Consider the following 25,273-nt stretch of genomic DNA (forward strand, 5'->3'; position numbering starts at 1 on the left):
ACTCACTTTTTAGCATGATTAAGCCTAGTCAGTATCATTTCATCCAACCACTTGTTGTTTTGTGTCTTATCGCTTTTTACTTTTGTATGACGATGTTTTATTTATTGTTAGTTATTCGGCTGGCGAAATCTTGCTGACTAGTCCAAAATCATAACTCTATGATTTTAAGAAATTTGGCGATTATGAATTTGTCTTTTGGCTTTAAAAAAGCAGCTAAATTAGGCTCAGGTGTGTTGATTATTGGCTTAGTCATCAGCGTAGGGCTAACGTGGTGGATCAATGAAGCCAATGATTTGGCTATAAAAAAGGCACTTCAGTCAACGTCAGAACACATTAGCCGAAATGTTTTAGAACGTATTACCTTGTATCAATATGGCTTACGAGGTGCAAGAGGCATGATTACCACGGCAGGTGAACATCATGTGTCGCGTGAAGGGTTTATTCGTTATAGCTTAACCCGTGAAGTAGATAAAGAGTTTCCTGGTGCGCGTGGATTTGGTTTTATCCGCAGAGTCTTGCCTGAGCAAGAAGCCGAGTTTATTGAAAAAGCTCAGCAAGATGGTTGGCCTGTTTTTGGCATTCGTCAGCTTGCTCCCCATGATGATGAGCGATATGTTATTCAATACATTGAACCTGTAGAGCGTAACTATTCTGCTGTTGGTTTGGATATAGGTTCAGAAAAACAGCGCCGTGATGCTGCTGATGCTGCGATGTTGTCGGGTGAGGTGACCTTATCTGGACCGATCACCTTAGTGCAAGCTACCGGAAAGCCATTGCAATCTTTTTTGATTCTCATGCCAATTTATCGCAATGGAACCACACCAACGACCACTGAAGCGCGCGAAGCAGAGGCATTTGGCTGGAGTTACGCTCCTCTGGTCACGAATGAGGTTTTGATCGGATTAGATTTATATCAAAAAACGACTAAGTTGCAGTTAAGTGATATCACCCAGCTGAATAATCCGATCCCATTTTATGAAACCGACGCAGAAGATACCCATATTCATTCCCCGTACCAGTACACCATTAATAAAGAAGTGTTTGGCCGTAAATGGCAATTTAAAATTACCGCCTATCCTGAATTTATTCATGAATTACACCTTAATCGTCCAAGTTTAATTTTTTCCTATACTGCGGTATTCAGTCTTTTATTGGCCGCATTAGCCTTTTTATGGTCGTTAGCAATACAACGTAAACAACAGATGTTAGCTGAGCAGGCTCGACGGGCTAACATGCTGGAGCATTCGCTTGATGGCATTATTAGTTATGATCTTGAAGGCAGGGTGACGAGTTGGAATAAAGGGGCTGAGTTGCTATTTGGTTATAGTGAATCAGAAGCCGTGGGGTCCGACAGCGCAACGCTTATTGTGCCTAAAGAAAAAGTACACCATGAGAAAGCGGCATTTCGTAAAGTGTTAATCGGTGAAACGGTTTTAAATCAGGTGTCTAAGCATCAATGTAAAGATGGCAAATTAGTCTCTACCTCAATGACAGCTTTACCCATTATAGATGGGCAAGGGGATATTGTAGGTATAAGCCAAACACTTCGCGATATCACCGCTCAACAAGATGCGGAACTACGCATTATTAAATCAAATGAAAGTTTAGAGTTAAAGGTTGCCGAGCGAACCACTGAATTACTACAAGCTGTTTCAGAAAACAAAGCGTTGCTGAAATCGATAAACAATCAACTAGTGTCAACTGTCACCGATACAGATGGGATTATTCTAGAGGTTAATGACTATTTTTGCCGCATGAGTGGTTACTCTCGTGAAGAGCTAATAGGTAAAAATCATTCTATTTTAAAGTCGGGTGAGCATGATGATGTCTTCTGGCAAACGATGTGGGCTCAAATTAAATCAGGTGAGTCATGGCATGGTGAAATTTGTAATTGCGATAAACAGGGCAATATTCATTGGTTTGACACAGTCATTGGTCCAGTGATGGATGAAAATGGCAATATCGAACGTTTTATTGCCTTAAGTACTGATATTACTGAGCGTAAATTTACTCAAATTGAGAAAGCGCAACTGAGTTCGTTGCTCTCTAGTGTGTTGGATGCAGCGTCGGAAATATCGATTATTGCCACGGATGAAAATGGCCTAATCACCATATTTAATCGCGGTGCAGAGTTGTTATTAGGTTATGAAGCCAGTGAGTTAGTCGGTATTACTAGCCCAGCGTGTTTGCATTTACATGAAGAAGTACAGGCCAGATCAATAGCGCTATCAGCCGAATATGGCTTTAGCATTGAAGGGTTTGATACATTTGTTTATAAAGCGAAAACAGAAGGGCCTGAAACTCGTAATTGGACTTATGTTCGTAAAGATGGCTCACAGTGTCAGGTATCGTTATCGGTCACGGCTATGCGCGATAGTGCAGGGAACATATTAGGTTACTTAGGTATCGGGGTAGACATTACCCAAACGTTACTACAACAAGAAGCCCTATTAACTGCCAGCAACCATTTGAGCAAGGCCTCCGATGTGGCCAAACTGGGTATTTGGACCTTTAACATACAAGATAATAGTTTAGAGTGGAATGATCGTATGTTTGCTATTTACGATCAGCCGTTAACATTGCGTGATGAAGGGTTGGAGTATCAACACTGGTTGGCAAAAGTTCATCCGGATGATACTGAGATGGCAGAGCGCAAACTGCAAGATGCCATAGCGGGGCATGGCACCTATGATCTGGTATTTAGAGTATTGAAGTCAAATGGTGGAGTTCGCTATGTGCAGGCCGCTGCGCAAATTGAGCGGGATAAACATGGTAATGCGGTAAGAGTGATAGGTATTAACCTTGATGTGACTGAGCAGCGTGAAATTGAAGTCACCTTACGTGAAGCTAAACAGCAGGCCGATGAAGCGAATGCGGCAAAATCGGCATTTTTAGCTAATATGAGCCATGAAATTCGCACCCCGATGAATGCGGTACTGGGTATGTTGCAATTGATGCTACACACGACGATGTCTGCCCAACAACAGGACTATATTACCAAAACCCAAACCGCGGCTAAATCCTTATTAGGTTTGTTAAACGACATTCTCGATTTTTCTAAAATTGAAGCGGGTAAGTTACTGTTAGATCCACAACCTTGCGAAATTGAAATGCTAATGCGCGATCTTGCGGTAGTATTGTCGGGCAATTTAGGTAACCAAGATGTGGAAGTGATCTTTAATCTTGATCCTAACATTCCATCTTGGCTACTTATCGATAAACTAAGGCTGCAACAAGTATTAATAAACCTTGCGGGTAATGCGCTTAAATTTACCCACAGTGGACAGGTGATTGTTGGCATTGAATGTTTAGAAGCAACAGAACACAACAGAACGTTGCGTTTTTCTATCACAGATACTGGCATAGGGATAAGTGAAGAACAAATTGGGCGTATTTTTACCGTTTTTGAACAAGCAGAATCTTCTACCTCAAGACGTTTTGGCGGCACAGGGTTAGGGCTTGCTATTAGTAAGCGTTTAGTGGAATTAATGGGGGGTGATCTTCTTGTTACCAGTGAGCTAGGGCAAGGTAGTTGTTTCTGGTTTGATGTGGTGCTGCCTGCATTGCCGACCACAACAGAAGTAAACATTGATATTCAAGGTAAACGCATTTTAGTGGTGGATGATAATCACACAACCACAGATATTCTTGCCAAAATCTTGCAGGATTTTGGTTGTGAAGTTCAATGTGTTTATAGTGGTGTAGAGGCGATAGCACAATATGAGCAAGCCAGTGGCATGCAAACACCGTTTGATATTGTACTGATGGATTGGAATATGCCAGTTCTCAATGGCGTTGAAACGGCGCAGCAATTACAACAGCTTGCTTTAGCACAACAAATCGCTACTCCCGCAGTGATTATGTTAACTGCTTACAGTGAAGAGGTATTAAGCAGTCCCTCTTCTGAAGCGCTTTCACCTTTTGTGCATTTTTTAACAAAACCTGTTACATCGCAATTACTCGCAGAGTCCATTAATCTGGTACTAACAGGCAAGGTCGCGTCGTCCCCAGTGCAAATGCTGTCACAAAAGCGCTTACAAGGATTAACCATCTTAGTGGTGGAAGATAATCAGCTAAATAGACAAGTTGTTGACGAGCTGTTGACCCTTGAGGGGGCTAAAGTGGTATTGGCAAAAGGTGGCATAGAGGGCGTTGCGTTTGTCACCCAGAGCCAACAGACATTTGATATTGTGATTATGGATGTGCAGATGCCTGATATGGATGGGCTTGAAGCAACACGACTTATTCGATCTGATAACCGTTTTGAGTTATTACCTATTCTTGCCATGACAGCGAACGCATCTCAGTCCGATAGGCTTGATTGTATCGCTGCAGGGATGAATGATCATATTGGTAAGCCAATTGATATGCCAAAACTTATCCCGAGCATACTCACCTTGGTGGGGCGTGAGTTTAATCATTCTGTGTACGACAATTCCGTAGTTGAATTAGGTAGCTCAGTTGTTGAAACGCCCGCAGAAAATGAGTCGTTATTTGACAGCCTAGAACAAACCCTCAGCCGTTTTGGTGGCAACGAAGCCTTTTTCAACAAGATGGCTCATGAGTTTGAAATCGAATTGAATAAACAATTACAACAACTTCATGATGCCGTTGCCAAAGAAAATAAGGCTCAGGTAGCCGCAATAAGTCATGGGTTAAAAGGGTTTTCAAGTAACTTTGGTGCTAAGGCCTTAGCTAACTTTACCGCCTATATAGAAGCACAATGCAAACAAGGCGAGCCGAATGCACAGCAATTGAATGAGTGGACTGATAGGTTATGCGATTTAGCGCAAGAAAGCGTGCAGCACCTTAACGATTACCTTGCTGAATCGTCCCCTAATGAGACTCATGTAGCGCTTCAAACCAACGCTAACAGTTCAATTGGTGCGGGAGAGCATGACACCATCATGTTATTAAAACAGATGTTGCAGCAGAGTAATCTTGAAGCGATGACGATTATTGAAGATACAGCATGTGTCTTATCTCACCACCGACGATGGCCAGAATTATATTCACATGTTCAAGCGCTAGAGTTTGATAAAGCGTTAGAGGTACTCACTATGATTGAAACGGAGGTGAGTTAATGTTGCAAACTCAATTATTGGATTTAGCCGATGATGTAAAAGGGAAGATTTTGCTGGTGGATGATCAACCCACCAACATTAAAATTCTACATCAATTGTTTAATAAAGAATTCGATATGTACATGGCAACAACAGGAAAACAGGCGCTTGAAGTGTGTAATAACGTACATCCTGATGTGGTTTTACTGGATATTGAAATGCCAGGCATGAATGGTTTTGAGGTATGTGAAGCACTAAAGTCGGATCCAAGGACCGCAAATACTGCGATTATTTTTATCACGGCTCATTTTGATGAAGAGCAAGAGGTCAAAGGGTTTCAATTAGGCGCGGTAGATTTTATTCATAAACCAATTAACAGCATCATTACCACCGCAAGAGTGCAAAATCAGTTTTTGTTAAAGCGACACTCTGATTTACTTAGGGCCATAGCGCTACAGGATAGTTTGACCGGAGTGGCTAATCGACGTCAGTTTGAACGCTCTTTGCCTGATTCTTGGCGTCATTGCATTCGTCACCATCAGCCAATGTCTTTGGTTATGTTGGATGTCGACTTTTTTAAGCGCTATAACGATAAATATGGCCATCAACAAGGTGATGATTGCCTGCGCTCGGTGGCTCAAGCTATTCGTGGTGTAGCGGGGCGTCCATATGATCTTGTTGCGCGATATGGTGGCGAAGAATTTGTGTGTATTTTACCTGATACTAACCTTGATGGAGCGTTATCGATAGCCCAAAAAATGATATCTGCGGTGCAGGACTTAGCGATAGAGCATGCAGAATCAACTATCTCAGATTCAGTGACCATTAGTGCAGGGGTGTCGACCATTTTTCCTAAGCTTGATTCTTCATGGGAACATGTGTTGAATGAGGCCGATAAACAGCTTTATTTGGCTAAAAAGGACGGTAGAAATCAAGTGAAAGGCACCTCATTGTAAATGGGCCATTTTTGTTGCACCACACTCCAACGCTGCTATGAGATGATTGGCCGGGGCCGCCATTTTTAGGCCTGTGGCACTACATTTTTAGGGCTGTGGCACTTCATTTTTAGGACAATGGTACTAACAGTCACTTGCAATGAGGAAACAATATGCCTGGTCAATAAATCGGCAAGGTTAAGTGGGGAAATGTGAACCTAGCACCCCTATATTAGACCTTAGTATAAGGTTATCTACCTTGACCTAGCAGGGTAAGTCGTTGACACTGCACAGTACTATAACTGCCTACCTAAATGGACAATCTCTATGCTGATCTTTTTCATATGTATTGCATTGCTCGTGCTTGCATATAAATTCTATAGCCCCTTTGTAGAACGCCAAGCCGGAATCGACCCAACAGCCAAAACACCACAAACTCGTTTTAGCGACGGCGTTGATTATGTTGAAGTGCATCCTGTTAAAGCTTACTTAATTCAATTTTTAAACGTGGCCGGCGTCGGTCCAATTTTCGGTCCTATTTTGGGGGCCTTATATGGTCCAATCGCGCTAGTGTGGATTGTGATTGGCAACATCTTAGGCGGCGCGGTTCATGATTACTTCTCAGGTGTATTAAGCATTAAAGAAGACGGTAAAAGTTTGCCTGAAATTGCAGGGCATTACTTTAACGTGTTCTTTAAAGGCGTGATGCTGGTATTTACTGCAATGCTACTGTTTTTTGTGGGCGTTGTATTCATTATGAGCCCAGCTGGTTTATTAAGTAATTTAAGCTATTTTGAAGGGACATTCTTAAGCGGCAATACCTTTTGGGTGTTGGTGATTTTAGGATATTACTTTCTAGCTACCATGCTACCGATTGATAAAATCATCACTAAATTATATCCAGTATTTGGCTTGTTAATGATAGTCATGACCCTTTCATTAGCGGTGGCATTATTAATGAACGCGCCACATTTACCGATGGCTGATGACTTTTTAGCCTATTTTGATCATAGCCACTACAACAATGATTTACTTGAGCCAAACCCAAATGGCTTGCCAGTGTGGCCATTACTGTTTGTTACCATTACCTGTGGTGCAATCAGTGGTTTCCATTCGACTCAAGCACCGATTATGGCGCGTTGTTTAACCAACGAGAAATATGTTCGTCCGGTTTACTTTGGTGCGATGATGTCTGAGGGTATTGTTGCGTGTGTATGGGCTACAGCCGGTATAGCAGCGTTCCCTGGTGGATATGTTGAACTTAAAGAGATCCTTGATCAAGGTGGTCCAGGATTAGTGGTGAACCAGGTAGCAACCAGCTACTTGGGGGTAATGGGTGGCATTATGGCGATTATTGCTGTGGCGATTTTCCCCATCACGTCTGGTGATACGGCATTCCGTTCATTACGTTTAACCATTATTGACGCCTTTAACATTCCGCAAAGTATGCGCAATCGTTTATTACTGGCAGTGCCTATTTTAACCATCGCTTATTTTATGACTAAGATTGATTTCACCTTAATCTGGCGTTATTTCGCATTCTCTAACATGTTGTTATCAACCAGCGTGTTGTGGTTAGCGACTAAGTACCTATTTGATCGCGGTACATTCCATTGGATTGTGAGCATTCCAGCGATTATCGGCACAAGCATTACCGTGTCTTATATCATGACGGCAGGTATTGGTTTAGGTCTACCTATGGAGTTAAGTCAGCCCGTGGGTATTGCTGTCGGTGTGGTGTCATTGATTGCGTTAATCATTGCGCACCAAAAGCGTAAGCCTGTCGCAGCATAAGTCTGTTCTGGCAATAAAAGGCCTTGCTTATGCAAGGTCTTTTTTTTGACTAGCATTGAAGTTTACATTCATTAGCAACCTATAACCTTAACTTACTTCTACGGCTCAACATTCTTTGAGTGATGCTAATTAACCTTCCTTTATAACGCTTACCGCGACAATTGAGTCACTGCCGGTTCCGAGAATTTAACAATATTCGATAGCCTTTGCTTAGCATAAATAAATAGCTGTCATAGCAGTGGTGTGCTTGCATGGGAGTGGGAAAGTTCCTGCTAGGGCGGTTAATATTATGGAATGAATCGTTTAACAAGCACCAGTTGCGTACGGATGTTGATGACTATCAAGCGAAAAATGCAGCATCACATGTACCTTTGCAAAGGCAAAGGCAAAGGGTTAGAAGTGGTCTTTAATCTGGAATCTAAATTCCCAGTCATTAACATCTTGGCCTGAGGTGAAGGGCTTGGCGATATCAATATGAGCTATATTGCCGTAGCTAGATTTAGATGAGTAAATTCGCGCACCAATGCCTATGCTACCTATAGGATTGTTAGTTTCATTAAACTCATCTGTGCCACCAAATGCTTGGCCGACATCGGAAAAAAGTGCCCAGCCTAAATCAGCTAATTGATATAAATTGATATTGGGATAGTTTCTTAATTCTGCGGTAAATGTCCATTGATTATCGCCATGTTGATAGTCATTTGGATAACCACGAATACCTGTTTCATCACCTAAGGCGAAGGTGCGATCAAGATAGTTATTATTTGACGAAGCAATGCTTGCCTTCGCAAAAGCAGTCCATTTGTCAGTGATGTTATAAAAGTATTCAGAGGCTAGCGAAACATTATAAAAATCAGCTTGGCTGGTAGCGATATCCGCTTCACCGGTTAGCTTAAGTAAAAAAAGATGTGCATCGGACTGCCATCCACGGCTACTTAACACATTAAGGTGGTAACCTAGGTTTGAACCATCAGCAATATCGTTAGTTTCTAAGCCAAGCTTAATTGTATGGTGCCAACCTAAATTAAAGTCTTCATTATTACCGATTAAATGAATGTTATTCAAAACGGTAAAATCATCTTGTAAATATTCAAATCCTGCCCAAGGATAGATAAAGTCACGGTCAAAAGGTAAGTCAGTTTGCGGGTAAGTTTCAATATTTTCAAATTGATGCTTATCTTGAGTAATACCAAAAGTAAAGCGTGTTAATTCATCGGCCTCTTTACTCAATAACCAGCCATAACCTAATGTGGCGTAATTTAAGTTATGCTCAAACTCATTAACGTCGATACCATTTTGTCTTAAAGTATCAATACGTTTATCATTTGACCATGCCGCCACATACATATTTTGGGTGTTTAGGGCATAAAAGGGTTTATAAAAAGCCAATGAAGTGGCTTGCCCATCACTATTATCATAAAAATCTGCGGCAACATAAGCATGTTTGATCACTTTAACTGGTGCGCTAAAAGCAAATTTATAGCCGGTTCTATCTTCATCGGATTGGTATTTTATACGGGTGTTGATCCCCAAGCCCAGTAAGTTATCCTCTTTTACACCAAACGAGTACTTAGTGTTACCGCCACTTGAACTCAAGCTGACAGTAGGTAACAGCGACCAGTTGTCCCATGTTTCTACTAAAATAGTTTGGTCTGTTTCGGCATCGGCATCTGGAGCTTTTTGTGCGACAGTAATTTTTGCATCACGGATATAGGATTCTGAACGCAATAAACGCTGGGCTTCTTCTAAATCTCGTTGAGAAACCTCCTCACCCACCTCAAAGCTTAAATTATCTATAATAGTGGCATCGGTAGTATTAATGTGCAGGTAGTTTGCCCAGCGATGAATAAAGAATGATTCAGGGTCCGACTCATCGAAAATAGGGTGACTTTGAATGACAATTTTACTGACTTTTACCCTTGAAGGGGCATCTGAACCCGCAGCTTTTGTGGTGTCTGTATCGTCTTTAATTTGTGATGAATCGACAGTGTTTGAAACAGTAGCTGATACCGATAATGGGATTAATAATAAGGCGACACTAAGTGCTGTACAACAAACTTTGGTCATAGGTGATCCTTATCATTCTTATTATTTGGGTACGATAGAAATAAAAAAATGTTGTAATATTTCTGTTAATTCGTAGAAGTAATAACACACCTGAATCGTTTTATAGTCAAGTGTTTAAACGTTTTTATCTGTATTGCTTTTTGATGTGTTGCTGGAGATCAGTTTTAGCTGATTTTATCTTGCGGTAAAGGATTAAGGCAGCATTGTCTGCTGCCTTAAACATGAGGTATTTAGACAACATTATAACGAACGTCGAGGCGGTACCACTACGTTGGCAAAAATTAATCCTGCAATCAGTGACATGAATATTAAAAATATTTGCGAGCCTAGATGAGCTTGATTCAACATGGTCTCTCCCGATATCAGAGCATTAAGCCCTATATAGGTTTTGCTGCCGGGTACTAAAATGACAATCCCTTGCAACAAAGCAATAGATACGGGTGCTTTCATCCAGCGGGCATATAAATTGGAGTAAATTCCTACAGCCAGTGCCCCCACAAAAATACCGATAGATTCGCCTAAATAAATGCCACCTAACATAGCTGAGAAAAACGCCACAATACCGGCAAATACTCCCCATGGCGAATCTTTTAATCGTGCTTTGAAGATGATCACTAATGACATAGACAACATGGGGACAGCAGACCAAATCGCCCATCTAGGTAACGGTTCGGGCTCGATATAAATCGCGTCACCAAAAATGGCTTTACCTATGGTCATGCCAAGTACAGCGCCAAAATACAGTTTAAATAACTGCATTACCGCATCCATAATTCTAGCTGTACCTGATATCAAGTCCCGCGCGGCTAATTCTGCTAGCCCGAGTGTCAGTGCCAGACCGGGAATGAAGATAATAATGCCTGATAAAATGGTGACAGGCAGATTGATGCTGGCATCAAATTGGGCAATAGCACAAGCTAAAATAGCCACAACGACAGCGGCCAAGGGTTCTAGCATTTCTGCGACTCGTTTTGAATGTTCAGCCCAAAACACCAAACCATAAACAATTAAGCCTAACATGGCAGACCAAAAAACATCATGCCAGCCCGTGCCCATTAACATTGCGAAAGCACCTGCACTACTTCCAAAAGCTAATAAAGTTAATTTATGACCGTAAGGGTTAGGTTTGTTGGCAATTTCTTCTAACCTATCGAGCGCTTCCTGTAGGGTCCGCTGGCCTGAGCTGAGTTCTTCGACGAGCTCAAAAGTACGTGCTAATGAGCCTAAATCTAAATCGCCGGGTTTAACCCTTGCCACATGGTTATATTCTTGTTCGGTGTCATGTTGTAAAACAAACGTCATCGAGGTGGGCGATATCAGGAAGTAACCCTCGATACCTAAGGTGTGAGACACAGTTTGTAAATGCGATTCAAGGCGATAAGCTGGCGTACCAAACTTATGTAAAGCTTTACCTAATTTTATGATAAATCTACGCTTTTCGATAAAGTCTTGATTATCCACTGGTCGTCAGTCACTCTTAATTTTGGGTGGGTTAATAATGCAGCGAATAGTAACTGATCCTTAACGATTAATCGATAAAGTATTTACCTTTTGCTTGGCTAGTTGCTTATTTGTGAGCGCTTTCATTTTTAGTTCCGGCTGTATGGTTAACGACTTTATTTCAGTCTCAGCTTTGCTGAACGTTAAAACAGACAGCCGTCGTGGTAGTAAATAAATATAGTCAGTGCAAGAGTCGGTTAACATCAGATTTATTCCACTAGAATAGTGTATGCATATATCGTTATCATGATGTGACAATAATATTAAGGATCACGCATGACATTATTCATCACAGGTTTATACGCCAGCTTAACAGCATTATTGATCATTGCACTTGCCTACAGAGTCGTTAAGTTTCGACGCTTAAATGCGGTCGGGATTGGCAATGGCGATAATAAAGATTTAGCTCTAGCGGTCAGAGTGCACGGTAATTTAGTTGAAAATGCGCCTATTGTATTAATCCTACTTGCCGTAGCTGAAACCCATAATATGCCCGAATATCTGTTGCATTGTTTTGGCTCTCTTTGGGTGTTCGCACGGCTAATTCATGCTATTGGGTTAACTCAAGGTAAAGGTGGATATCACTGGGGACGTTTTTGGGGGGTGTTATTAACCTGGATTATTCTATTAAGCCTAGCAGTAAGCAATATAGGTTTCTTTTTAGGTTTTTAGCATAAATAGCGGCTGTATCGCCGATTTTCGTGGTCAACATGTGCTGTAGGTAAGCGTTTTTTGTTGATATAAGCCTGCAGCATAAGCAAGATAGGGTGGTTTACTATTTTAAAAGCTGATTCTGAAACCAGCCAAAATGGCTTAGTTGACCTTTTGTTACGGCACTCTCGTCACTGTGTTAGCGCGAATTTATGTAACATCACAACATGTGGTAGTTGCGCATAGCAGAAAATAGCTATCCTAAGCGTTCGGCTCATGCTGTATTCTTGTTGAATGGCTTTAGTTTAGAGGACTTGGTATTAATTCATTTTCCTCAATTAACATGTTTTAACTCAATTGAAATTCAACCTGCAAAGCTTAGCCACCTCCAATAAGCTCTAACTACATAAAAAAGTGGAACTTTGTTATTTCCACTTATTTTATAAGGGTTTTATCGATACTAAAGACGCAAAAATATTTCACATCTGCTGCTTTTTTAGTCACACTTACCCCTTACCAACTGATATACTCCGCGTCCGCTTATATTGGCGTATTTTTCAATTTTTTAGGTCATACACATGCAAGTTGAGTCGACATTATTTAGTTATCCCAAGTTTTGGGCCGAAAGCTTTGGCACGGCACCATTTCTGCCTATGTCTCGTAAAGAAATGAACAAGCTGGGATGGGATAGTTGCGACATTATTATTGTAACGGGTGATGCATATGTGGATCACCCCAGTTTTGGTATGGCCGTTATTGGGCGCATGTTAGAAGCTCAGGGTTATCGTGTTGGGATTATTTCTCAGCCAGATTGGTCAAGCAAAGAAGATTTTATGCAATTGGGTAGGCCCAATCTCTTTTTCGGTGTGACAGCTGGCAACATGGATTCGATGATCAATCGTTATACCGCTGACCGTAAATTACGCCATGATGATGCATACACTGCTGGTGATATTGGCGGTAAGCGCCCAGACAGAGCGGTCACTGTGTACACTCAACGCTGTAAAGAAGCATTCAAAGATGTGCCTGTTGTTATCGGTGGTATTGAAGCCAGCTTACGCCGTATTGCCCACTATGATTACTGGTCAGATAAAGTCCGTCGCAGTGTTATTTTTGATGCCAAAGCCGATATTTTAGTTTACGGCAACGCTGAGCGTCCGTTAATGGAAGTTGCTCGCCGCATCGCAAGTGGTGAAGCCATTAGTGACATTGACGATGTTCGCGGTACCGCCGTCATGCGCAAAGAGGCTATGCCAGGTTGGCGTGGTATGGACTCGCGTAAAATAGATCAGCTGCATAAAATTGACCCCATTCCTAATCCCTATGGCGCAGATGATGTTGGTTGTGAAAAATTATCTGGCCCAAGCGACAAGAAAATTTTTGATAACGATGCGCCCAAAGCAATCAGCATTCAGCCACCACGCCCTAAGCCGTGGGAAAAAACCTACGTGTTATTACCTGCTTACGACAAAGTCGCCGGTGATAAATATCTATATGCCCATGCCTCACGTATTTTGCATCAAGAGCAAAACCCAGGTTGTGCCAGAGCATTATTTCAGCCCCATGACGCTAACCGCGGGGTGTGGGTTAATCCGCCGGCATGGCCATTAAATACCGACGAAATGGACGCCGTTTTTGACTTGCCGTATCAGCGAGTGCCGCATCCGGTCTATGGCAAAGAAAAAATCCCCGCGTATGACATGATCAAAACTTCGATTAACATCATGCGAGGCTGTTTTGGTGGTTGTTCGTTCTGTTCGATTACAGAGCACGAAGGGCGGATTATTCAAAGTCGTTCACAAGAATCAATTATTAAAGAAATTAAAGACATTCAAGACAAAGTCCCTGGATTTACTGGGGTGATCTCTGATCTTGGTGGCCCAACAGCCAACATGTACCGTTTAGGCTGTACCAGCGTAAAAGCAGAAACAACCTGCCGACGTTTATCTTGTGTGTATCCTTCTATTTGTGGCCATTTAGGCACAGATCATAAACACACCATTGATTTATATCGCGCCGCGCGTGATGTGCCGGGCATTAAAAAAGTGCTTATCGCTTCGGGTGTGCGTTATGACTTAGCCATTGAAGACCCAGACTACATTAGAGAATTGGCCAAGCATCACGTGGGTGGCTATTTAAAAATTGCCCCAGAACATACAGAAGAAGGCCCATTAAGTAAAATGATGAAGCCGGGAATGGGCACTTACGACAAGTTTAAAGAGTTGTTTGATAAGTTCTCTAAAGAAGCCGGTAAAGAGCAATTTTTAATTCCGTATTTTATCTCGGCGCATCCAGGTACCACCGACGAAGATATGGTCAATTTGGCATTATGGCTTAAAGGGCAAAAATTCAAATTAGATCAGGTGCAAAACTTTTATCCATCACCCATGGCAAACGCGACCACGATTTATCACACTGAGCTGAATTCACTTAAAAACGTGAAACACACCAGTGAGCAAGTCAGTGTGCCTAAAAAAGGTCGCCAACGTAAATTGCATAAATTCTTGTTACGTTATCACGATCCAGCAGGTTGGCCGATGATCCGTGAGGCGTTAATTGCAATGGGTAAAGAGTCTCTCATCGGCAATAGTCCGCATTGTTTAGTGCCGCCAGAAACGCGTAATGAACAAAATCGCCCTAAATGGGGACAAAAACCAAAGGCTGCAGCGAATAAGCAAACAGGTCAAAAAGCGATGACACGATTCTCGTCAAATCAATTTGATGACCGCAAAGGTGGTGACGATCACGCAGCGGGAAAAACCAACGCCAAAGCGTCTTCTAAGCCAAAAGCGACGTCTCAGGCTAACGCAAGTCAGAACCAGAGCAAGCCGTCTCGTAAACCTGCAAGCAATAAAAGTGGTTCAGGCAAAACAAATGGCTGGGCGACACCGTCAAAGCATAAGCGCTAAGCTATCACGTTAAGTGTTTGGACCATTAAAGCCGTGCCGTTAAGTGCATGGCTTTTTATTACTTGTATGTTGGCCTCATCCTAATGAAGCAGCTTTGTTTGGCAGCACTTATTCAGGTTCAATTCAAAAAAAACTGCTATGGTTGCCATTCTTATCCATATTAATAGGCATAATAATGACAATAACTCCTATCAACACCGCCATATCAGTATCAATACTCGCCAGCTCATTGTTGTCTTTTTCAAGCCTTGCGGCAGATGATATTCAAAATCAATATTTTGATGCTTTATCCGCCCACTGTGGCAAAGCATATGAAGGCGTTGTGACCTCAGGTAGCAGTGCTGATGATGGTTTTAGCGGCAAAAAATTGGTGATGCACGTTCGTGAATGTAGTGACACCGAATTAAAAGTGCCTTTTCATGTGGGCGATGATCACTCGCGTACTTGGGTGATCACCAAAACAGATAACGGTTTACGTTTAAAGCATGATCATCGCCATCAAGATGGCACAGAAGATAAAGTCACTATGTACGGTGGTGATACTGCAGATTCCGGTACTGTTACCCAACAGTCGTTTCCGGTTGATGCTGAGTCGATTGCTAACTTCAAAGAGAATGGCTTAGACCAGTCAGTCACCAATGTATGGCACATGTATATTGAGCCGAATACGTTTACCTATCGCCTGACGCGCGAATCACGCGATTTCAGAGTCGACTTTGACTTAACCAAACCCGTCGCATTACCACCAACGCCTTGGGGGCATAAGTAAGTTTTTGCTGAAAGCATACGCAAGGCTTAACGTGTAAATACTTCTGCGGCAAGGTAGCCTATTGCTAGCCGCAGAAGCCTATGTGCAGATACTTCTTCGGGAAATAAAAATTCAGGTGCAGATGAGCCAGCGAGTATCAAAAACAGGGATGTTTTGGTTAAGCCCACAGGGAAGTGCTTGCGGCGTCTCGCTGGATTATCTGCACTAAGGCCTGTGGCAGGCAATAAGTACCAATGAAGTATTGGGCTACGTTAATCGACTAAACGTGAATTAATGTTTGTATGGTTTGCCACTAGCTATGAGAATAAAAATAAAAATGGCTACCTCAGGTAGCCATTTTTATTGGGTACAAGATGTGATCACCCCAATAGGGGGTGAGAGCAAATTATTCAGCTAGCTAACGCGAGCAACAAATCACAAGATAGCAGCCTGCCAAGGGTTACCCAGTTGAAACCGTTAAGCGTAAACCTGAGCAATGCGCCGTGCTGTAGAAATGGTACTTGCTGAAGGCTACAAATGTAACGTCCTGCCTTTACGTATGCCGTCAGCACTTATGGCTCTAATATTTATTGACCCGTTTACTTTTATCTCAGAGGTGTAAGGTATCCATTCCGCTGCGCCTTGGTTAGGTTGCTTGAGCTTTATCAATATCACTTTGATTTAAGACTTGCTGATATTCAATGGTAATATTGGGGAAGGGGACGATGACTTTTAAATGACCGTCTTCAATTTTAGCGCCAACGGTAGGGATGCGATCAAAGACGTCAGATTTTGCTAATTTCGCTAACTCTTTATTGCCAACGGTAGTCGCGAATCGCTGCCAGTCCACCTCTCTTGCTTGCTGTGCTTGTTGGGTAAAGTGGCTTGTTTTTAAACGTAGACCTTACCTGAGTAGTCGTATTCAAGTTCCCATTCTGCTTTATGCCAAGCGCGCTCGACTAAGGCGAGTAGACGTGGAAAAAACATAAACTCGGCTTGTTGATCACTTCTTATCATCTCACTCCATAATTGTCCCTGCATACCTTTGTAGCACACGCCTGGTGCAAGCGGAGTTTGGCTGACATCAGCACGTTAGGGGTGATTGGTGCTGTCAAACCAAAACTCGGCGTGAGCAGGTAGATTATCTGGCATGAATTCAAACACTTTACGGGTGCTAATGTTTCTTGCTGTCCAATGGTTTCCAGGTTCTTTTGGGTGTGCTTGATATGGGAAGTCAAAATAGGTGGCTTCAGGTGTTGATATGACCGTATCCCAGCGATAATGGTAAGGCCTTTAATGCTTTTACTTTTAGCTATATAAAATATTCAATCGAAGAGGCGAAAATGGCGGGTGTAAGCGCGGCGGTGACCGTCAATGACATGGATGTCATGGCCGAGCTTTCAGGGATGAACTTGTAGCGTGTCACAGTCGTGCTTGCACAATAGCCTGCGGCAGGCGATAGATTAGATTCAAACACGTTTCCCTTCGAACTCTGACCCTATGTAATAAAATTTACACATAAACGTAATTTTATTTAAATGATTATTTAGTCATCGGTCGTTGTTTTGGTTAATCACTTTGTGTTTAAAAAACAGAGCAATAATTCTACCCCATATCCAACTGCGGACGTATTTTGACTAATAAGTCAATTTAACTGCAATTGTATTCGCACACTCAAATCCTTGCATATTGCATACAATATATAATATATGTTAAATGTGTTACTGCTTTGTAGCGTTACGATTAATACGGCTGCGATATAGAAGCAATGAACATATAAAACTTATAAAAAGAGACTTGGGAGAACGGAAGCATGAAGTTTAATAAAATAGCTAAACTTGTGAGTTTGGCTTGTGGCGGTATCGTCGCATTATCTATGCCTGCATATGCTGTAGAGACTGATACAGACAGCAATGTGGAACGCATCGAAGTTACAGGCTCACGTCTAAAGCGTGTCGATATGGAAGGGGCGACTCCTGTTACAACCATTACTGCTGACGATATGGCTACCGCCGGTTTTTCTACCGTGGGTGATGCACTAAGGGCATCGACATTAAACTCGTTTGGTTCTTATGGTGGTACGTCGAACAATAGCTGGTCATCACAGGCTACGATTCAGCTAAAAGGTGCTGATGCCAGTCACACTCTCACCTTGCTTAACGGTAAGCGTATGGCTAAGTCACCTGTTTTAGGTGGTGGTGCGACAAATATTAATACCATTCCAACAGCCGCAGTTGAGCGTATCGAGATTTTATCGGATGGGGCCTCAGCCATTTACGGTACTGATGCGATAGCGGGCGTAATTAACATTATTTTGAAGAAAGACTTTGAAGGTGTTGAAGTGAAATTACGCGCCGAAGAACCTGATGCCGAGGGTGGTGGCGACAATCATTCAGCCTCATTTACGGGGGGGTTAAGCTCTGACAAGGGTCACTTGATGTTCACTATCGAGCATTTCAAAAAGTCAGGCATTTTATTTTCTGAGCGCCCTTATACCGCAGCGCATGTTAAAGATGGTGAAGATCCGCGTGATTTCAGAAGCTGGATTGGTTTAAGTCAAACTGGTCGCACTATTGATATGGGGCCAAATGGTGGTTGGGAATACCAAACGCCATTTACTAATGCGGATTTAGACTGTAAAGATATTTATGGTGACAACTTTAAAGGTCCGTTAAATGACAGTAACTATGCCGGAGAGAAATCCTGTGCTTACGACTACACTAAAGCAGCTTACAATGATGTCGATCAAGAACGCACCTCAACACTGATTAATTACAATTATGATGTAAGTGATGATATTCAGTTAACGGCTCGAGCTTACTGGGCATCAAATACGACAACAGATGTTTCAGCACCTATTCCAGGATATATTCAATTTCCACAAGCGATGCCCGCGTACACGACTGCAGAGGGGCTAGATTTACGAGCTGTTCCAGAAGGCGGTGCAATGCTTTACCGTTTCGACACAGCGGGTAATCGCGTTCGTGAAAGTACTGACAACATTTATGACTTCCTCGTCGGCCTAGACGGTACAACAGACAGCTTTGATTGGAATGCCTCTGTGTCATATAACAAATATGATGTCTTTAAATGGGGAACGGGTTATCAGTTAAAAGGTGCAACAACCGATCTTGTCGGTGCGTGGAATGATACCACTAATACCTTCGACGGTTGGGATCCACGAGATCCTAATTCAGACATGCCAAGTGGTGCCACGGCTAACTCTGATGCGCGTTTAACCAGTAGCGCTTTAGATATTGATGGTGGTTTGAGTTTTGAACTATTTGATCTTGCGGGCGGTTCAACAGGTTTATATGTCGGTGCCTCTTACCGTGAAGAGAAGTTAGATTCTCAAGTTGATGCGCTAGATGCCGCAGGTCTGATTGCCGGTGGTAGTGGTGGTGCTGGTGGTAGTGGTGATCGTGATGTGACAGCGGTATTTATGGAGATGGCTTTCCCTATTCTTGATAATCTAGAGCTTAACCTTGCAGCACGTTACGATGATTACTCAGATTTCGGTGGGACTTTCAATCCACAATTCTCGATTCGATATAATGTGTTCGAACCCTTGTTGTTACGTGCATCCTACGGAACAGGCTTTAGAGCGCCAACATTAGAAGACCTTAATCAGTCAACCAGCGTTGGCTATCTCAATGTGACCAACTACCTCAAATGTTATGAAGACGGTTTAGGTATCGATGGGTGCAGTATTATCGATAACGTTCCTGTGTCTACTGAACGTAATGAGAATTTGGGACCTGAAGAGTCAGAAAGTTATAACTTTGGTATGGTGTGGGATATCGCTGATAATTTCAATATGACCATGGATTACTGGTCACTTGAAACGACAGGGCTAATCGGCTCAGTGAACAACAGCGAAATAACTCGAACGCAAGCTGTATTGTGGAAGGCTGCCGACGAGGCAGGTCAACCGCGCCCCGATGTCAGCGCGATTTATCCTGGTACTTCAATATCGCAAAATGGTGCCGGTAAGCTCACTTCGATGACCAACGTATTGCAAAATATTGGCTTGAGTACGCGTGAGGGTATTGATACTAAGTTTGCTGCGACATTTGACTCTGAAATTGGTGAATTCAAGCTAGGTCTTGCTTGGTCTCATTACTTAAAATACACCGATTCTAGCCCTGAAGGCGGAGTACAAACGATTTCACGCAACTGGAGCGGTACACAAGACTACCCTGATGACCGGATTAACTTTTCGGCCAATTACTTGGTCGGCGATCATAGTGTCTATTATCAAGCTGACTATGTAGATAATCAGTCAACAACCGATATCAATGATGATGGTGGCAGCTACGAAATTGACTCTTTGATTTATCATACCTTGAGCTATTCTTATGCGACGCCATGGAATAGTACAGTTTCAGCGGGTATCAACAACCTGACTGATGAAGAGCCAAGCTTTGATGCTTACGGTAGTTATAACGGCAGTATTTATGACATTATCGGTCGTTCATATTGGATGTCATACACCCAAGCTTTCTAAGCCAGTTGAGTAAATGAGCACGACTAAAAAGGCCGCATAAGCGGCCTTTTTTAGTCTCTTAATATCGTGCGCTCAGAGCAAGATTTTAAAATAGATTGAAGCTAAATAAACGCTAGGTCATTAGGGTTACTTGGCATCAAAGGTAAATGATTGACCCGCTAAAGCCGCTTCATACATTAATCCGCCTTTGGCTGCGGTAAAGATCGCCATGCCATTCATATATACTGCTTTAGCAGCATGATTGCTGCCTGCTTGTCCGGCTCCTGCTGAGTTACCTGTAGTGCCGACTTGAGCGCTGGCCCCCAAATTAATTGCAACAGCTGATGCTTGAGCACTGAACTCAAAACTGCCGCTGGTAAAGTCGTTGTATGCTTCGGCATTTTTGAAGAAAATGATCTCGCTATATGCCTGTCCACCTAATTGAAAACCAATCGAAACCTGAGTTAAGCTTGAGTCTCCAGTGTGCATGCCACCTTTGTAAACCCTACCTTTACCGTAAGCACCGCCGATGAGCATGCCGCCTTTACCGACAGTGGGAAAGAGTGCATAGCCATAGGCGGTATTGAAAAATGCTTGGGTTTCTGGCGCTTTTTGAAAATTAGTGATCGCGTTGCTGTAACTGGAGTCATCAGCAAAACTTATTGGGCTAAACAACACAGATAAGCTAACAATAGCTGCGCTGCATAATGCAAGAAAACGGTTCATAAACACCTCAATGTGTAGCATTAGTAATAATGCGTTTTAGTTAACCTCAACTTGGGATAATAAACGCTTACCAAACAATCATTTGTCTTGCTAACTGCGTTTTATTAACGTGCAATAGGCCTGCTATTGACGTGTTTATGTGCCTTGTTTGCAAAACAAATGACAACTTGGCTACAAAATTAGCTAAATCTGTTGAATTCAGCTTATTGAGCCCATCTATTAACCCGAGTTGAAGTTAAGTTAGCATATTGTGGTTGTTTCGTACCGCTAAAGATGAAGATTAATTTAACAATATTGCTGCATTATTTTGCATACTTTGTTTTGCTAGATTGGCTCTTGCTTCAGCACATAGTGTTCAAACCATTTTTTATCCCATTCCATCTTAGCCTTGCGGTGTTGATAATGGCTTAAACCGTGTCCTTCACCAGGATAAACAATCAGCTCCACAGGTACATTTAAATAGTGCTTTAAGCTGCGATAAAGTCCTTGAGCGTGACCGACAGGCACACGATGATCCTTCTCACCAATATGAATCAAGGTAGGAGTTGTAATTTTGTTGGCATAGGTCAGTGATGAAGCTTTGTCATAGGCTTGAGGTTGCTCCCACGGTAAACCTTGCATAAAGTTCAGCACATGGCCTGGCGTATCTTCAAGCATCCACTGAAGACGTTGATCGAACACCCCCGCACCTGAACTCGCTGCTTTAAAGCGATCTGTGGTGCTGATCAGCGCATTAGTAAGATAGCCGCCGTTACTCCATCCCATTACGGCCATTTTGTCGCCATCTATTATGCCATCAGCAATCAGCTTATCGACTCCAGCCATAATATCGGCAACTTCAATTTGATGTTCATTACCGATAAGGTCAGTTAAAAATTTATCGCCATAGCCGGTTGAACCTCTATAGTTTGGCGATAATAACGCCCAACCGTTGGCCGCAAATGTGGTGCGTCCATATGAGCGGTGCTGTAATGAATAAGGGGTGGCAGACGTTGGGCCGCCATGAATTTGTACCACTAAAGGTAATTTACCATTGCCCGCTTTATAACCATAAGGCAGTTCTAAAATGCCCTCAACGGTTGTGCCGTCAGGGGCTTGCCAGCTTACTAATGATATTTGCGGTAATTGCCAGCTATCGACCTGAGGATTAATGTTACTTAACCGCTTAAATTGGCTGCGCCTATGGTCTGCATCGGCAATAAATAAGTCATGAAAATGGTTTAAGCCATTATGGCTAAAAGCGACTTGCTTACCTGAGGCATTAAAGCTGTAACTGCCCACAACGGTATCACCCGCTAAGACATTGCGGGTATTACCTACCGTGCCTTTATTGATTTGGCTGCACAGCAGTTTAGTGCGCGCGACTTGTGCGCCCAGATAACATATTTCATTACTTTTAGGACGCCATTGAATGTCACCACCCTGAAAAGTGGTTTTACCCACAGGTTTTACTTCTAATATAGGCGTTGATAATTGAGTGTTAGCGATAAATAATTTGCCAGGATAACCATCAAAATCAATCCGAAAGGCCAGTTGTTGGTTATCTTGATGCCAATCTAAGCCTAACAACCAGCCGTAAGGCGATGGGGCATTCTGGCGCCAAAGTTGATCATCAAGCACGGTATTACTGGCAGTTTTAACATCATAAACTTCAATGTCAGACCAACCTTCTAAAAATATCAGTTCGTTATCGCTGGTGGTGATACGAGCGATTTTGCTGCCACTGCCATTAACGTTAAATTCCCACACCACTTTGTCATCATCAATGAGTGTGCGTTGTTTAAAGCTACTTAAACTGAGTACTTTTAAGGGATTAGTGTCACGTTTGCCATGGGCATACTGCGGCGTAGCATGGCTAGCGCGCATATCGGCCCAAATATCGGTGTCGACAGACTGTTTGTTACCCAAAAAATACAGTGATTTACTGTCTGCGCTTAATTGGAATGCATTCACACCTAAGTCTTCAGCTGTTATTGGCTGAATGGCGAAGTTGTTTAATGCAATTCGAAATACCTGATTTTTGCCATTAAACGGGGCTTTAGCCTCTTCCTTTTGTTGAGACGACAAAAAGTAAATAAAGCGGCTATCGTGGCTCCACGCGGGGCTTGATTCATTTTCGTGGCTGAAGGTTAATCGCTGGGTTTGCTTATCTTGAGTGTTGATTAGCCATAAATCAGACTGTGCTTTATCAAGAGCTTTATCCCAACGACTTTCTAGCCATACCGCATGTTTACCATCTGGGCTGATAGCGACATTTTGCATTTGACCAATATCGAAAAAATCATCAATGGTAATCGCATGTGAGCGAGGCGGTTTAGGGCTTGCCGCTTGTACATGGTGAGCCAGTGGACTTGAAAGCATGATGGCGAGCATGCCGATATAAGAGTGAATGCGCATGGGGTTCCTTGGTATTTATCGTTTTAATCTTTATGTTTATCAGGGGATTCGTTAGCAATGACATCTTGCAGATAACTCATTTCATCTGCATCTAAAATAGGTGTTTTGGTTAATTTCTGGGTATTAATATTTGCTTGTGTCGCTAGCCCTTTTAAATAGGCTGTGCGAGTCACCTGGTGTAAGCCATAAAAGGCCAAAGCATAAATGGTGACCAGTAAACTTAAGCGAGTAATAGCTTGTTGTTGAAGTAAAAATGTCGAATCACCAAAATAAAAGGGTAAATAGATAAGTGCCAGTCTGAGTATCCAATTTAATAAGAGTGCGCTACAAAGAATACAAATCCAGCGAAAATTAATATCGAGAACTGCAGGGGGATTTGTGAGTTTATTTTGCTTGTGTGTATTAATGAGTAGTTTGTAAATTAACACAAAATAAATGATGGTTTGCAGCAAAATAAAACACGGTAAGACTAGGGCGAAAATATTAATGTGGCTCAAATCTGCTAGCGTGGTGATGGCATCATCACTGGTATTAGGCTTAATGCCGATGCGAAATAATATCGCCGAGCTGGTAATCATTGCGATTAACAACGCAGGAATAAAGTGTTTTAAGTAGTTTGCCTGATATCGCTCAGTATACAAACTTTGTTTACTATAGATGTATAACAAAGGCATCAGCAAAAAATAGATAGGGTAGAACAGGGTTAACATGAGGTGAACGGGAATTGGAGAGGACTCTTTAGTGAAGATCCCCGTTAAAAAGTAAAAACCAATTAACGCAAATACTCCAGCAAGTGACTTATGGTTGGCATTGGGACTTTGATGCAAAACACGAATATACAACGCCACGCCAAAGCAATGGACTCCGCCGAGTAAAGATAGCCACCAGTAGGCTTGAATAAAAATATCTTTGTATTCTGTCATTTTCACTCTCAATGTTGAAAGCGAATCTTACCCTAAAATGCATAATTGAAGCTAATAAACTCTTGAAGATAGCATTTTAGATTATTAGCTTAATTTGCGTAGATGTCGGTTACTCACACCTTCAGGTGGTTTTCCAGGAGTGGGTTGGCGCTCTGCTAGTAAATGTTTGATCGCCATAATGGGGTGCGGCAGTAGCATTCTAGGGCCAGAATAAAGCATTATTTCGCGAGCTTTTTGTTTCATATGGGGTTTGTAACAGTGCACTGGGCACTTGTTGCAAGTGGGCTTACCTTGGCCATAGGGGCAGCGATCAAGGCGGGTTTCTGCATAGGTGAGAAACTCCTGACAAGAAACACACACACCTTTGCTGGGTTTTAACGGGTGATGGGCACGACAATATATTTCGACCATAGCGCCAATGGTGCGAAACTCATACAGTAACTTTCCCGACAGTAATTCAGAAACCGCCATATGATACCTTAGTATTTTACTCAACTATTAAGAGTGTAAGTCGCCACATCAAGCTAAACAAGTTGAGTTATGAAGCGCGTGATGGGCCGCAAAAAAATATCAAATTTACATTATCAATCACACAAAATGGGCTCCTGAGCACAAACTGAATGCTTTGTTACAGTTAAATCCTTTAAATACTTGATTTGTTGATGGTGATTAGATTACTAATAACCGTGTATGCTCAAAAAAGCAGCGTTAAATTTATGCTATAACTAGAGACATGCAAACGAGCACAATAACTACTACGCGGTAAATCGCGTTATGACAAGGTACATTGAATGAAAGTGATTATAGTCATTATTCTAGTTGCGATAGGGGTCTATTTATTTTATCGCGCCAAAGAGACTGCGCAGCAAGAGACGTCTGAGAATGAATCTTCAGCACCACTAAATCGCACCGATGCAGAAATTAATGCATTAGATGAAGCCGAAAAATCTGTTACGAAAGTCATTGACCCAGCGCCAGCGTCAGTGGTTACTCCCCTGCCAGAGCCAGAGCCAGAGCCAGAGCCAGAGCCAGAGCCAGAGCCAGAGCCAGAGCCAGAGCCAGAGCCAGAGCCAG

At 42.4% G+C, this 25,273-nt stretch carries 15 protein-coding genes and 1 pseudogene; 8 read left to right on the forward strand and 8 right to left on the reverse strand.

The window, feature by feature from the left end; genetic code table 11:
• Positions 1-182 precede the first annotated feature (182 nt).
• From ORI98_RS13130 to ORI98_RS13140, 3 genes are all read left to right on the forward strand, one after another.
• Positions 183-5,084, forward strand: coding sequence for a PAS domain S-box protein (locus ORI98_RS13130; RefSeq protein ID WP_306135498.1), 4,902 nt, complete (start codon positions 183-185; stop codon positions 5,082-5,084).
• Positions 5,084-6,019: a diguanylate cyclase domain-containing protein gene (locus ORI98_RS13135; RefSeq protein ID WP_261297647.1), complete on the forward strand. Its 936-nt coding sequence runs from the start codon at positions 5,084-5,086 to the stop codon at positions 6,017-6,019. The genes ORI98_RS13130 and ORI98_RS13135 overlap by 1 nt, the downstream gene beginning before the upstream one ends.
• A gap of 306 nt (positions 6,020-6,325) precedes the next feature.
• The gene (locus tag ORI98_RS13140; RefSeq protein WP_261297646.1) at positions 6,326-7,792 is read left to right on the forward strand and encodes a carbon starvation protein A; all 1,467 of its coding nucleotides are present in this window, start codon (positions 6,326-6,328) and stop codon (positions 7,790-7,792) included.
• A gap of 393 nt (positions 7,793-8,185) precedes the next feature.
• Here ORI98_RS13140 and ORI98_RS13145 read toward each other — a convergent pair whose 3' ends face one another.
• Both ORI98_RS13145 and ORI98_RS13150 read right to left on the reverse strand, forming a co-directional pair.
• Positions 8,186-9,859 (reverse strand): hypothetical protein, encoded by a 1,674-nt coding sequence (locus ORI98_RS13145; RefSeq protein WP_306135499.1) that lies wholly within the window; start codon positions 9,857-9,859, stop codon positions 8,186-8,188.
• Positions 9,860-10,099: 240 nt separating this feature from the next.
• Positions 10,100-11,320: a threonine/serine exporter ThrE family protein gene (locus ORI98_RS13150; protein WP_261297644.1), complete on the reverse strand. Its 1,221-nt coding sequence runs from the start codon at positions 11,318-11,320 to the stop codon at positions 10,100-10,102.
• Between the two features lie 315 nt (positions 11,321-11,635).
• Between ORI98_RS13150 and ORI98_RS13155 the strand changes: the two genes are divergently transcribed.
• The 3 genes from ORI98_RS13155 to ORI98_RS13165 all read left to right on the forward strand — a co-directional run bounded on the left by ORI98_RS13155 (position 11,636) and on the right by ORI98_RS13165 (position 15,688).
• Positions 11,636-12,031: an MAPEG family protein gene (locus ORI98_RS13155; RefSeq protein ID WP_261297643.1), complete on the forward strand. Its 396-nt coding sequence runs from the start codon at positions 11,636-11,638 to the stop codon at positions 12,029-12,031.
• A 557-nt stretch (positions 12,032-12,588) separates the two neighbouring features.
• Positions 12,589-14,919, forward strand: coding sequence for a YgiQ family radical SAM protein (locus tag ORI98_RS13160; protein WP_306135500.1), 2,331 nt, complete (start codon positions 12,589-12,591; stop codon positions 14,917-14,919).
• Between the two features lie 175 nt (positions 14,920-15,094).
• Positions 15,095-15,688, forward strand: a complete 594-nt coding sequence (locus ORI98_RS13165) for a hypothetical protein (RefSeq protein ID WP_306135501.1) — start codon at positions 15,095-15,097, stop codon at positions 15,686-15,688.
• 625 nt (positions 15,689-16,313) lie between these two features.
• On the opposite strand, the gene ORI98_RS13175 is transcribed toward ORI98_RS13165, so the two are convergent.
• Positions 16,314-16,517 carry a chitobiase/beta-hexosaminidase C-terminal domain-containing protein gene (locus ORI98_RS13175; RefSeq protein ID WP_306135503.1) on the reverse strand — a complete coding sequence of 68 codons (204 nt, stop codon included), beginning with the start codon at positions 16,515-16,517 and terminating at the stop codon, positions 16,314-16,316.
• A 41-nt stretch (positions 16,518-16,558) separates the two neighbouring features.
• The gene (locus ORI98_RS13180) at positions 16,559-16,708 is read right to left on the reverse strand and encodes a family 20 glycosylhydrolase (protein ID WP_306135504.1); all 150 of its coding nucleotides are present in this window, start codon (positions 16,706-16,708) and stop codon (positions 16,559-16,561) included.
• A gap of 772 nt (positions 16,709-17,480) precedes the next feature.
• Between ORI98_RS13180 and ORI98_RS13185 the strand changes: the two genes are divergently transcribed.
• The gene (locus ORI98_RS13185) at positions 17,481-20,174 is read left to right on the forward strand and encodes a TonB-dependent receptor domain-containing protein (protein ID WP_306135505.1); all 2,694 of its coding nucleotides are present in this window, start codon (positions 17,481-17,483) and stop codon (positions 20,172-20,174) included.
• Positions 20,175-20,300: 126 nt separating this feature from the next.
• Here ORI98_RS13185 and ORI98_RS13190 read toward each other — a convergent pair whose 3' ends face one another.
• The 4 genes from ORI98_RS13190 to ORI98_RS13205 form a co-directional block, all read right to left on the reverse strand.
• The gene (locus ORI98_RS13190) at positions 20,301-20,879 is read right to left on the reverse strand and encodes a lipid-binding SYLF domain-containing protein (protein WP_261297628.1); all 579 of its coding nucleotides are present in this window, start codon (positions 20,877-20,879) and stop codon (positions 20,301-20,303) included.
• 324 nt (positions 20,880-21,203) lie between these two features.
• A complete protein-coding gene (locus ORI98_RS13195) occupies positions 21,204-23,276 on the reverse strand; it encodes a prolyl oligopeptidase family serine peptidase (protein ID WP_371931163.1) in 2,073 nt (690 codons plus the stop codon).
• 23 nt (positions 23,277-23,299) lie between these two features.
• On the reverse strand, positions 23,300-24,199 hold the full coding sequence (locus tag ORI98_RS13200) for a hypothetical protein (protein ID WP_306135506.1): 900 nt from the start codon (positions 24,197-24,199) through the stop codon (positions 23,300-23,302).
• 84 nt (positions 24,200-24,283) lie between these two features.
• Positions 24,284-24,670 carry a nitrous oxide-stimulated promoter family protein gene (locus tag ORI98_RS13205; RefSeq protein WP_306135507.1) on the reverse strand — a complete coding sequence of 129 codons (387 nt, stop codon included), beginning with the start codon at positions 24,668-24,670 and terminating at the stop codon, positions 24,284-24,286.
• A gap of 320 nt (positions 24,671-24,990) precedes the next feature.
• Here ORI98_RS13205 and ORI98_RS13210 point away from each other — a divergent pair.
• A pseudogene (locus ORI98_RS13210) lies at positions 24,991-25,273 on the forward strand (hypothetical protein); the annotation flags it as partial.

Source organism: Shewanella sp. ULN5 (genome assembly GCF_030731885.1).
In the GTDB taxonomy this organism is placed as follows: Bacteria; Pseudomonadota; Gammaproteobacteria; order Enterobacterales; family Shewanellaceae; genus Shewanella; species Shewanella holmiensis.